At 43.4% G+C, this 12,299-nt stretch carries 11 protein-coding genes and 1 pseudogene; 5 read left to right on the forward strand and 7 right to left on the reverse strand.

What is annotated here, in order from left to right; genetic code table 11:
* Nucleotides 1–220 precede the first annotated feature (220 nt).
* From hisD to V7K69_RS07900, 3 genes are all read left to right on the forward strand, one after another.
* Entirely contained in the window at nt 221–1,522 is a 1,302-nt protein-coding gene (gene hisD / locus V7K69_RS07890; RefSeq protein ID WP_335032998.1) for a histidinol dehydrogenase, read from the forward strand.
* Between the two features lie 541 nt (nt 1,523–2,063).
* Complete coding sequence (locus tag V7K69_RS07895; RefSeq protein ID WP_335033000.1) at nt 2,064–2,489, forward strand: universal stress protein; 426 nt, start codon at nt 2,064–2,066, stop codon at nt 2,487–2,489.
* Nucleotides 2,490–2,520: 31 nt separating this feature from the next.
* On the forward strand, nt 2,521–3,117 hold the full coding sequence (locus V7K69_RS07900) for a Uma2 family endonuclease (RefSeq protein ID WP_335033002.1): 597 nt from the start codon (nt 2,521–2,523) through the stop codon (nt 3,115–3,117).
* 390 nt (nt 3,118–3,507) lie between these two features.
* Here the strand turns inward: V7K69_RS07900 and V7K69_RS07905 are convergent, their stop codons facing one another.
* On the reverse strand, nt 3,508–3,894 hold the full coding sequence (locus V7K69_RS07905) for a hypothetical protein (RefSeq protein WP_163928971.1): 387 nt from the start codon (nt 3,892–3,894) through the stop codon (nt 3,508–3,510).
* A gap of 311 nt (nt 3,895–4,205) precedes the next feature.
* Between V7K69_RS07905 and hslO the strand changes: the two genes are divergently transcribed.
* Both hslO and V7K69_RS07915 read left to right on the forward strand, forming a co-directional pair.
* Complete coding sequence (hslO, locus tag V7K69_RS07910; protein WP_335033004.1) at nt 4,206–5,111, forward strand: Hsp33 family molecular chaperone HslO; 906 nt, start codon at nt 4,206–4,208, stop codon at nt 5,109–5,111.
* A 155-nt stretch (nt 5,112–5,266) separates the two neighbouring features.
* On the forward strand, nt 5,267–7,339 hold the full coding sequence (locus V7K69_RS07915) for a chromosome segregation ATPase (protein WP_335033006.1): 2,073 nt from the start codon (nt 5,267–5,269) through the stop codon (nt 7,337–7,339).
* Between the two features lie 240 nt (nt 7,340–7,579).
* Here V7K69_RS07915 and V7K69_RS07920 read toward each other — a convergent pair whose 3' ends face one another.
* From V7K69_RS07920 to V7K69_RS07945, 6 genes and pseudogenes are all read right to left on the reverse strand, one after another.
* On the reverse strand, nt 7,580–8,446 hold the full coding sequence (locus V7K69_RS07920; RefSeq protein ID WP_335033008.1) for an NAD(P)-dependent oxidoreductase: 867 nt from the start codon (nt 8,444–8,446) through the stop codon (nt 7,580–7,582).
* Nucleotides 8,447–8,878: 432 nt separating this feature from the next.
* Nucleotides 8,879–10,066, reverse strand: a complete 1,188-nt coding sequence (locus tag V7K69_RS07925; RefSeq protein ID WP_335033010.1) for a class I SAM-dependent methyltransferase — start codon at nt 10,064–10,066, stop codon at nt 8,879–8,881.
* 98 nt (nt 10,067–10,164) lie between these two features.
* The gene (locus tag V7K69_RS07930; RefSeq protein ID WP_335033012.1) at nt 10,165–10,497 is read right to left on the reverse strand and encodes a DUF433 domain-containing protein; all 333 of its coding nucleotides are present in this window, start codon (nt 10,495–10,497) and stop codon (nt 10,165–10,167) included.
* Nucleotides 10,498–10,595: 98 nt separating this feature from the next.
* Nucleotides 10,596–10,985, reverse strand: coding sequence for a VOC family protein (locus tag V7K69_RS07935; RefSeq protein ID WP_335033013.1), 390 nt, complete (start codon nt 10,983–10,985; stop codon nt 10,596–10,598).
* 120 nt (nt 10,986–11,105) lie between these two features.
* Nucleotides 11,106–11,642: a GAF domain-containing protein gene (locus tag V7K69_RS07940; RefSeq protein ID WP_335033015.1), complete on the reverse strand. Its 537-nt coding sequence runs from the start codon at nt 11,640–11,642 to the stop codon at nt 11,106–11,108.
* A gap of 300 nt (nt 11,643–11,942) precedes the next feature.
* Nucleotides 11,943–12,299, reverse strand: a pseudogene (locus tag V7K69_RS07945) (hypothetical protein); the annotation flags it as partial.

Raw genomic sequence — 12,299 nt, forward strand, 5'->3', positions numbered from 1 at the left:
ATGGCACACCCACATCCTGCCGCTATCCTGCTAAGGGTTGTCGGACTGAGCAATTAAGTCGCCTTCTCAAGCAAACCATCTGCTGGCAACCTTGAGAGTATCAAAAAAATCCAGGTTAAGCTAGAGAAGAGAATTAGAGTCAGCTTGCACACCCCAGTGGGTCAAGAGCAATACTAAATCTCAGGTGTGAATATTATAATTTTGGCATTGTCCTTACTCCATGCTGCGAATCATTACTCAGCAGGCAGATGTTAGAGCAGAACTGCAACGGATCTGCGATCGCACCCATGACGAACAGGTGCTTCACAAAGAAGCAACGGTACGCGAAGTTTTGCAAGCAGTGAAGCGCCAAGGCGATAAAGCTGTATTGCATTACACAGCCGAATTTGACAAACAAACCCTGAAAGCAGAAGAACTCCGAGTTACAGGCTCGGAACTGGATGCAGCCTATCAGCAGGTGTCAAAAGAGTTGTTGGGCGCAGTTCGGCTAGCTTGCCGCCAAATTGAAGCGTTTCATCGTCAGCGAGTACCAAAAAGCTGGGTACACTTTGGCGACGATGAAGTAGTGCTGGGCAAACGCTACACCCCTGTAGACCGAGCGGGGTTGTATGTGCCTGGTGGTCGTGCCGCCTATCCTAGTACAGTGCTGATGAATGCAATTCCGGCTCATGTTGCTGCTGTACCTCATATAGTAATGGTGACACCACCAGGTCCAGGAGGTGTAATTAACCCAGCAGTCTTAGTAGCTGCCCAAGAAGCAGGAGTGCAAGAAATTTATCGTATTGGGGGCGCACAAGCGATCGCTGCTTTAGCCTATGGCACAGAAACAATTCCGAAAGTGAATGTGATTACTGGCCCTGGTAACATTTATGTTACCCTTGCGAAAAAACTTGTATATGGTACCGTCGGGATTGATTCTTTGGCAGGTCCGAGCGAAGTGCTGGTAATTGCCGATGAAACCGCAAATCCGGTGCATGTAGCTGCTGACTTGCTAGCCCAAGCCGAACACGATCCAATGGCGGCAGCAATTTTGCTGACGACAGATGCGGCTTTGGCGAAAAATGTGCAATTAGCCTTGGAAAGACAACTAGTGGATCACCCACGGCGAATAGACACAGAAAAAGCGATCGCTCATTATGGGTTGATTGTCCTTGTGGAATCGCTCCAAGCAGCAGCAGAACTCTCAAATGAATTTGCCCCTGAACACCTGGAATTAGAAGTAAAAGACCCTTGGGCACTCCTACCACAGATTCGCCACGCTGGGGCAATCTTTTTGGGTTACTCAACACCAGAAGCTGTAGGAGACTATTTGGCAGGGCCTAACCACACCTTGCCAACTTCTGGCGCTGCCCGCTATGCTTCGGCGTTAGGGGTAGAAACTTTCCTCAAACATTCCAGTATTATTCAATACTCCCAAACTGCGCTGCAAAATGTGGCTGGTGCTATTGATGTGCTAGCAACAGCAGAAGGTTTACCTTCTCATGCTGATTCAGTCCGCCGCCGAATTCAGCAAGAGGAGTGATTTGGAATGGTTAATTTTTTTTAATACTGTTGACAAAAGTCACTTTTTAGGTAGCAAATAAAGCATTTGCTACCCTGCTTTCAGGTTTTTGGCGGGCATCTACTAGACATTGCCCGCCTATTGTATTGTAATTATTGTAATTACCGATTATGTAGTAAGTCTTAGCGTCCCCAAACGACTGGCGAAAATATCTTTCTACAATGTACTAACGTCAAATTTGGGTGAAACCAATTCATCGCATAACCTCGAAAATATATACTAAATATAGCAATCCGATAGCGAAGCGGTAGCGAGTCAGACGCTCCTGCGTCGCTAACGCTGCGCTATCGAGCGTCTTTGATTTCTGAATCACTCGTAGAGGTAAGGGACTCTTTACTGGGGACTGGGGATTGGGAAGAAGGAATAAATGTAAATGTGTACTGAGTTTTGTTCAAAAATCAAATATGAGTCCTATAGGCAAATATAAAAATAATTTAGTGTAGCTACTAACAAGTTTTACTACATACTTATGTAACGGGGTCTACTATAGGAGACGAGAGCGGTGCTAAAGAATATTTTGATAGCTCTGGACGGTTCAGAAATGGGAGAACAAGTAATTCAGAGTTTAGATAATTTGGTGTTATCAAAAGATGCCAAAGTTATTCTCTGTCATGTATTTCCTACACCAGAGTCTGAAATGGAAATACCTGCCGATCGTCCTCAGCCGGAGTCCCCAACATTTTCTTATTTTCAACTGGAAAAACATTTGCAATCCTATCAGGAAAAATTATCAGTCTCAAGTGAGTTAGAACTCGTAACTGGCGATCCTGCGGAAGAGATTATTCGTCTTGCCAATATTTACAAAGCTAACTTAATTATAATTGGTAGTCGGGGATTGATTGGGATGAAGCGAATTGTCCAGCGTTCTGTTAGCAGTCAAGTTGTGGAAGAAGCTAATTGTTCGGTGTTGGTGGTAAAGCCGAATTAGAATCAGATAAAGGCAATCAGATGATCGTGCCATGACTACAACCCCAGCAGTTACTAAACGACTTACCTTTGAAGAGTATCTGGCTTATGATGATGGCACTGATACCCGCTATGAATTGGTTAATGGAGAACTAATACCCATGAGTCTGGGAAGTGGACAACATGGGGCGGTAACAGAATTTATCAATGTTTCCTTTCGAGGAGAAATTCTCCGACTAAAGTTAGATTGGACTTCTAAACAAATGGTTATCGGTGTTCGTTCCCCTCGTGCTGGCAAATGGGATACATCGAGAGTTCCAGATGTAGTTGTGATTCCATTGTCTCAGTGGCGGGAGTTGAGAAACCGAGAAGCAGTTATTGAACTCAACGAATCACCTCCTTTGTTAGTGGTAGAAGTCGTCAGCGAATCCACAAAAACTGTAGACTATCGAGCCAAGCGAGTTGAGTATAACGTTTTAAATATTCCCGAATATTGGATTGTCGATCTATTAACGAGCAAAGTCACTGTCTTCACATTGATAGAAGAATTATACGAACCAGTAGAGTTTTTTGGTAGCGCTCGCATTCAATCTCAAACTTTTCCAGAGTTAGAATTAACAGTTGAACAAGTGTTGACGGCTGACGATTAAAAGTAATTCAAAGATTTCAAAACTCTAATTGAATTGCTCGTTTTATCAAACAGAATTCAGGAGTCAGGAGCCAGAATGGGCTAAACGCCCCGCTTCCGCTAACAGAATTGAATTCTGTGCGATACTTCGACCACGCTCAGTGCATCGCTGGTAGATGAATAAACGGGTTTAAAACCCCATCGTCTGCACGGTGTCTACAATTGGTTGGGGTCTGAATCCCCATCCGATTGTGATTCTGACTCCTGAATTCAGAATAGCTGAATTCTTCTTCAATTGTGCTGGTAAAAATTCTTGTAGGTATTCTTTCTGGCTCTTGAACTAGGGAATCGGGACGCAAAGAATAACCAATGCCTCATGCTCCAATTCCCAATCCCTTTACATTCAGCTGATTCAACGTCCTTGAGTTGCCAGAAATTGACGCAAGCTCAACAAACTCAAGGTTTGACCCAAATTTAAGGGCAAAAGTGAAACTCCTTCCAAGCGGGATTGCACCCAACCTTCTCCCCAATACCATTCATGAAACCCGTCAATACCTCCACTGAGTAGCAAACGGAGACAGTTGGATTTTACAACGTCTACTTGATGATGAATCGAGACTGGGCCAGTCCAGGTAGTAAACTGAAATCCCGGAAGTAGTTCTTCTGGCATTCCTGGCGCAAAGCGTTGCGCTAAGAGCCATTTTTCTAGTTGTACCGGATGCAGCAGACTATCACGAATTGCATCTGTTGGCGCTTCAATTTCGATTCGCAGTTGACTTTGTTGAAAATTACCTAGCATTTTTCTAAGATTGCCTAAAAGTGAGATATCGCTATTTCTAATATTGCAAATAGTCTTTGTCATTAGTCATTAGTCCTTTGTCCTTTGAAAATAACTAATGACCAATACTTCTCTACGAGAGGCTACGCCAACGACTTCTCTACGAGACGCTGCACGTTAGCGGAGCTTTTGCTTGAGCGATACCGCTCAGTACAAGTGAGTAATGACCAATAACAGCCGTTTAATTACGTGACACCACACTACGTTACTTTTCTTGCAGCAGAGAACTTAGAATAGAAAAAGTGAACTTGTTAAGAAATGTAAGGTTATTCATGGCGGATCAGTTAATTCGTGCAACAGCAGCCGAAGGTGGAATTCGTGCCGTAGGTGTGATCACCACACGTTTAACAGAAGAAGCACGGCAGCGACACAAGCTTTCTTATGTGGCAACGGCAGCACTGGGTCGGACTATGGCGGCAGGCTTGTTAATGGCTTCTAGTATGAAGCGAAGTGGATCAAGGGTCAATGTGCGGGTGAAAGGCGATGGTCCTTTAGGCGGCATATTGGTAGATGCCGGCTTAGATGGTACGGTACGCGGGTATGTGGGGAATCCATCTGTAGAGTTACCTCCTAATGCCAAAGGTAAGCTAGATGTCGGTGGTGCAGTGGGTAGTGGCTACCTCTACGTTGTGCGAGATGTCGGTTATGGTTATCCTTACTCTAGTACGGTAGAACTGGTTTCTGGTGAAATTGGCGATGATGTGGCTCATTATCTGGTGAATTCTGAACAAACACCTTCAGCTTTAGTTTTAGGTGTGTTTGTGGGAGCAGGGGGAGTCACTGCGGCTGGAGGATTACTAATACAAGTGTTACCCAAAGCTGCCAGAGATGAAGCCCTCGTAGAAACCTTAGAATCACGGGTCGCTGGTTTGGCAGGATTTACGCCATTGTTGCAAGCTGGGAAGAATTTGACTGAAATTTTTAGCGACCTATTGGGCGATATGGGCCTGGAAATCTTTTCCGAACGGCAAATGCTGCGCTTCCACTGTGGTTGTTCTTTCGATCGCGTTTTGGGGGCACTGAAAATTTTGGGAGAAGCCGAACTGCAAGATATGATTGTTAAAGATAATGGTGCTGAAGCAACTTGCGACTTTTGCGGCAACGTTTACCAGGCAAGTAGCGATCAGTTAGCTCAACTAATTGCCGATTTGCAAGCTGAATCTACTGTCTCAGGATAAAGTATAAAAAGACACTAATTTTTTAGATTGAACATGGTATTCTGTGGAGAGGGATAATCAAAAAAAGTAGCTTTTTGATCGTGAGAAAGTTACTATGGCATCAATGGAATTATCGACCTAAAACAGAGCGCTATTCAATTATTTTGGTGTGAGAGATGACAGAGCGGGATATTCCAGACAGTTGGTCTTCAGCCAGTGATAAAGAGCCAGATCAAAACAAAAGATTATCCCGAACAGAACAATTCGGTGAAACTCAACCATTTGGTGTCCCACCCACTGGTTCTACTTCCAAGTCAGTGAAGCGGCGAAAAAAAAACCATACACAAGGATTACCTATAAATAGTCATTCAGGAGAGACTGCCCAACTCAGTAGTGCTTCTGGGAAATGGCCACGCTGGATGAAAAGCTGGACATTGTGGCTAGTACTACTAATGTTGATTCCCGGCAGTGTAGGATTATTGGCAATGGCAATGCTGCTAAAGTTGCCGGCTGCTCCTAATTGCCCCTCGATTTTCTGGCCCCTAGCTAGTGCTTCTGTGCGGCTACATTGCGCTCAGTTGGCTGCTTCTAAGCAAACAGTGAACGACCTATTGCAAGCGATCGCTCTGGTGAAGCAACTACCACAAAATCACCCGTTACATGGAGAAATTGATCGTTTCATCGAAGAATGGTCGCGGGATATTTTGAAGCTAGCCGATCAAAGTTTCCAAACAGGGAATTTAGAGGAAGCGATCGCCACTGCTCGCAAGATACCCGAAGATGTGGCAGCTTATAAGTTAGTCGATGAACAAGTTGACAAATGGCAGTCAATTTGGACAAAGGCAGAAGAAACATACAATGGTGCGATCGCAGAAGTAAAAGAGCGGCGCTGGCAATCGGCGTTCATGTTATCCGCCAAAATGCTGCGCGTAGACAATCAATACTGGGCGGGCACTAAATACGACCAATTGAATCGTCTAATCGCCGGAGCGCGGGAAGATGGCGATAAGTTAGGAAAAGCAGAAAGTTTAGCAAGCAGCAAAGTAGTTGATAATTTACTGGAAGCCATCAAGCTAGCGGAGTCTATTGGGCAGGAAAGTTACCTTTACCAAAAAGCTCAAGAAGCGATTCCCGCATTTGGACGCAAAATGCTGGAATTGGCACAGGCAAAACTAGACAAGCGAGATGCCGATGAAGCACTGAATATTGCTAGACAAATTCCAGAGAGTACGAAACTACAGGGTGAAACAGACGACTTTATCGCCATAGCTGACGCGAAAAGAAGTGCTTGGATCGGTAACGTTTCTGGTTTAGAGGCTGCGATCGCTCAAGCACAACAAATCGATCCTTCCAGACCAGTGTATAACGAAGCCCAGCAACTGATTGCTCGTTGGCAGTTGGAAATTGAAGATGTTGCCAATCTAGAAAAAGCGAGGTTGTTGGCTAGCCAGGGAACAGTCCCTAATTTAACAGCAGCGATCGCCCAGGTGCAGTTAATACCTGCAAATAATCCCAGATCCACAGAAGCGAGGCAAGAGATAGATCGCTGGCAGGCCCAAGTGGAGACAATTGAAGACCAACCTTACTTAGAACGTGCCGAACAGATAGCTGTATTCGATGATATCAACTCTTTGCAAGCTGCGATCGCTCAGGCTAGCGAAATTCGTAGAGGTCGGGCATTATATCCAGAAGCACGGAAAAGAATTCGGACTTGGATAGGAAAAATTCAGCGAATTCAAGACCAACCCTACTTAGATCAAGCACAAGAACTAGCTCAGAGTGGAAATCTTACCGCCGCCATTAGCGCCGCTCAACAAATTGCCTCATCGGGAAGGGCGCTTTCTGGGGAAGCGCAAGCTGCGATAAATGATTGGGAAGGGCAAATCCGCGCTAGAGAAAACTGGAAAAAAGCCCAAGAAGTTGGTGCGGCTGGTACGCCAGAAGCTTTGGTTGAAGCAATAAGGCTGGCAGATCGGGTTTCAAACAATAGCATCCTACGTATGGATGCGAATCTGGCCATTGACCAATGGAGTCAGCAGTTGTTAGAAATAGCCCGCTCTCAAGGTCAGTCTGATATTGCTAGAGGAATTGATATTGCAAAATCGATTCCACGCGGTAGTGCTGCTTACAGTGCGGCGCAAGAGCAGATTAAGGCTTGGCAGGATTTTCTGAATCCTAAACCTGAACCTCAGCCTCAACCCCAGACTGAATCTCTACCATTTCCTCAATCAACTACTAATGGGCAGTAATATCGTTATTTAAAGATTAAAACCTTTTAATTTAGCATTTTCAAAAGGCATATCAGGGATGCCGGGGTGTAAAAAAACTTTTTAAGTAGGGTAGTACAGCTAGTTGTGCTACCCTACTTAAATTTATGAAGAAGGGGAAGGGTTATGAAGAAGGGGAAGGGGGGAAGGTAAAAAGCGAGACCAATTGTGGGCGACCGGTTCATCCCTTTCCCCTTTCCCCTTTTCCCTTTTATTCCTCCATCACTCTCCCCATTCTTTAATTACAGAAAATAGTGATGAGTAATCATCATCGGCAAATGACATTTTCACGGCTGTTTGCAAGATTTGCCGCACACCTTTAATACTGCTGAGATCCAAGCTTCGAGATTTCGCTTCAGAGATAAACAATTCTGTATCTTTGAGCAAGTGTTTTGTGGGGAAATTCGGATCGGCATAATTGCCATCCAACATACGTTGTAGCTTTTTGTCAAAGGTAGGTGCGTAGAGTGGACTGTCGCGCAAGATTTGCATAAACATATCCACATCAACACCCTGACGCTGGACAAAAGCCAGGCTCAGAGCAAAGCTAGTTGTTAGGGAAGCTATTAGTTGATTTAGTGCCAATTTAAGCGCTGCCGCAGATCCTACTGGCCCTATAAGTAAAGGTTCTGTCCCAAAATTTTGGAGTAACTTCAAGTGCCGTTGATATTGTTCTGGCTCTGCCCCTACCATTACACTCAATTTCCCAGCTTTTGCTTCCGGGATACTCCCTAATACTGGTGCTTCTAAATATTCACCACCACCACCAACGATCGCGTCTCTAATTTCCTGGCTTTCTGTGGGAGTAATTGTTCCCATTTGGATGATTGTGCGCCCTTCCAGAGTTTGCCAAGCAGTATCTGAAAGCAACACATTATAAATGGCAGGGGCATTAGTCAGCATGAGAATTACGCACTCAGCAGCACGAATGGCGTGGCGGGGATGTGTAGCAATTTCAGCCCCAGCTGCTTGTAGTGGTGCTAATTTTTCTGGGGTGCGATTGTAGGCAACTAGCTGTATATCTGCGGCTAATAACCTTTGAGCCATTGGTAGTCCCATCAGTCCAGTTCCCAGAAATGCCACCTTCATTTTTCACGTTCCTTTAATACAGCGTAGGCGTAGTCTGTTGTAGACATCGCGTTTCCATTGTTTGATTTTGATCAGCTATTCCACATTGAAATTGCACAAGCTGGGCGGGCTTTTCGGCCTACCCCCCAAGAGTTATGTTTATTCGATTATGCAAATTAGATGTTTTTTAGCTTATCAGTTATCAGTGAACAGTTATCTTTGAACACTGATAACTTCGTCTTTGCTGATTAGCCACCAGCCGCAAAAGTCGCCATAATTATCACTGAAAGTAAAATACCAGGAGCAAGTAGTGTTACTAGCATTAGCAGGTCATGGGTGGACATAATTATTACTTTTGTATTGTGTTTAACTTTACAGTATTCACTGTTATGCTAGTCTAGATAAGATTGATACTGCATTCTTAAATAGAGTTTTAACTTTTCAAATTTACCTTTACTCTGGCAGGGTCAATCCTTTGAGTTTTTGAGAAGTTTCTGTATTGTCCAGACCTTTGCTCTGAATTAAGACTCCAAAGCCACCGAGTCCTGTGGGATCTATAAGTTGGTGTAGTGCATCCCGATGCTGTAGTAACTGTGAGAGAGGTTGTTTTTGCTCGGAAAGGGCTGCAATGCGATCGCCTAACCCCAACGCCATCAAAAATAATCCCTGCTGGATAAAACCAATATTCTTTAAATTGCACCGTTCGCCCCAGCGTTCCAAAGCCGTAAAGTCAACATGGGCAGTGATATCTTGTCGCCCAATATTAATATAAGGGTTGTCATGGAAACGATGATGATAATAACACTGTAGGGTTCCTTGCGATCGCCTGGGATTATAGTAACGGCTGGCAGGGTAGCCATAATCAATTGTTAACACATAGCCGCGCTGCAAGCGGTCTGCTACTATACTCAACCAGTCACCAGCCGCTAAATTAATTTCACTACGGTAGCCATCTGGATATGCACTTTGGGTAAAGTTCATTTCCACTAAGTCTAAATATTTAGCCAGTTGGGGCGTTGAAGGTTCTCCTGTGACTTCTATAAATGATGGGTATGGGGCATTGGTTTCTTTATCATTACTATCTGTTGTTACGTAAATTTCTCGGAGTTCTCCCGTTTCTAGGATGAATTGATGTACGGGGAAAGCATCTACTAACTCGTTAGAGAAAAAGCAACCTGCGATCGCATTTGGTGGTATTTCCTCTAGATTGCACCAACGCACCGGGAAATCTTGCAAGCGTTGCTGCTGTTCTTGTCTTAAAGTTGCGGACTTTTCAACAATGATGTACTCCAGCGCCGTAAAAAAATCTGGGTGGTGCTGTTGATGATATTTAAGGATATGCAAAGCTAGCAATCCTTGACCTGCTCCCATTTCTACCAGAGAAAAGGGTACAGGTTTTCCTAAAATCTCCCACATCTGGAAAAATTGTTCTGCTAGTAACTCACCAAAGTCAGCACAGAGGTTAGGAGAGGTGAAAAAATCACCACCTTTAAAACCAATTTTGAGGGCATCGCTGGAATAGTAGCCGTATTCAGGATGGTATAATGCCAAATCCATGAATTGGGCGAAAGTAATTCGTTGTTGAGGATTGGTGGTAATGTGATTTGCGATCGCTGCACACAGCAAAGCATTGGAATCCATAAAATTTCAGATTTTAGATTGGGGGCAAAACACCACGAATAATCTGATTATTTCTGATTATTAAAGTTCTCATCAGCTAAGAAACGCAGCATCGTAATTTACCCTTGTGGGTTGCGTCTTGCTAAAAGGCGACCGCGCACTCCAATAGGGTTAAAACGCTTTTCAGCTTCCTGCTGAACCTCCGCAGCAAGTCTTTGACGCTCTAGAAGGTAGGCATCAACCTCGGCTTGGTGTTCTAAGTAATAACCAATCACAAAATAGATATCCCAAAGATGAAGCGATGGGTACTGTTCTCTGATCTCTTCTGCTGTAGCCCCTTCAAGGAAAGCTGTAACCACTGTATCTAAAGTGATGCGGGTTTTGCTAATTTTAACAACGCCATTTGCATCAGTTACAAGGGGAATCGGGGTAACAGTAGGAATAAGTAGCATTTTAATATTTGAGCAGTGCTGTTTTCCTATGGTTAGTATAAGCCAAATCTAGAAGCAGCCATCTAGATCAGGACATCTGCTAAAAGGCAATTTGCTACTTAGGCGCTCACCAACGACACCAACACACCGTTAGGATCGCGGACACGAGCAATCATTTGTCCCCCAGGCTGACTTTTAGGAGCATCTAGGGTTTTTGCACCAGCGCCGATCGCTCTCATGTAAGCGCTACCAACATCAGGTGTAATAAATGATATCTCAATCAATGTCGGTGGTTGTGTGGGATCGTTGGGATGGCAACCACCAGGAAATAATTTCTGTGCTTCGCTACTAGAGGAGAAAGCTAATGTAGTGCTGCCAGTTTCGATTTCTGCCCAGATAGATTGTCCTTTATCCTGGAGAGTGCGACGAACTAGACCAAAGGCTTTTTCGTAAAACTCAACCGTTTTAACTACATCGTCTACCCAGATGACCGTGTAACCAAATTTCATAATTCTTTCTCCTTAACTAGAAAAAATTGAGGGTTTGAAACCCACGGAGGTGGGTAAAGCCTTATGTAGACGCGGTTTATAACCGCTCTTTTAACTAAGAATTACGAATTACGAATTATTTTAGCTCTCCAAAATATTACGATCTGTCGCTAGAGTTTGTGCCCCTGTTTGCATCATTTCTATATCTGATGCCGACCAATCATGAGGCCCTTGACAGTGATGTGCTGCTAGCAATCCCCATAATCCTCTAGGAATCAAAATTGGTACAACCAAGTTGGCACGAACCTGCATACTGCACAGAAAATCTCGGTGACAAGCCTCGATTGGCTCTAATTCGATATCAGCGATCGCTTTTACCCGTCCTGCTAAGTATAAAGCAGCATACTCGTTGTTAAAACAATTATCTGGGCCTGTGGAACCAAGTATTGAGAATTCTTGAGAACTCAAAGATTCAAAAGTTACTTGTCCTTCCCACTGACTGTAAAAATAATACAACACCATCCGATCAACCTGAAGCGATTCTCTGAGTTGATTTGTTGTTTGCCTGACTAACTCATCGCGCTGCATTGTTTTAACAAGGCGATCAAGCAAATTTTGCAAACCCTGTTCAGGGCGATCGCGGTTATGGTTAAATTCCGAGTGAGGATGAATTTGCACGGTTCTAAAATTACGACTAGGTAAATACTGCCGGATTTATATAGTAATTTATTACACCTTATTTAAATACATTTTTGTATTTATAGCAGCAATTCAATTTTAACGAAACATAATCGGAGTCAACCTTTTTAGTAAATTTAAAATAAATTATTAAGAAATTACAATTTTTAATTCGCACCAAAGATAATTCAAAATTCTAAATTTAGTATAAATAATTTGGGAAATTTACAAATAATATGTTTTGTCTTTCCCTAGCTTGAGGCTAGGATGTTGACTTTGTAGAGAAATTGCTAACAAACTTCATGCAATTATTGTGTTGTCAATTGAGTCCGAAAATACAGTTTTTCTTTTTGAGAGCGTGGACTGACCAAAAACTTGAGATGACCAAGCCTGAAGGTCAAGATAGCGAACATTTTCTAATGCCTCCTTAACCATCAGACTAGTGAAATTCATAGTACATAAAGAAATATTTAGAATTATCTGACCTATCTGTTTGAAAGGACATCTAGAAGAAAAATGTTTGTATTTACCAAAAATAGATTCGATTATATCGGAAGTCGCAAAAAAAGTCTTTTCTAGAGGAAACTGAGAACTTTCAACTGTAATATATTCAAGAATATTGTGTCGAAAAACCGAAATAAGATTAGTTGAGGTTGG

The sequence above is a fragment of the Nostoc sp. genome, from assembly GCF_036917775.1.
GTDB lineage: Bacteria > Cyanobacteriota > Cyanobacteriia > Cyanobacteriales > Nostocaceae > Nostoc.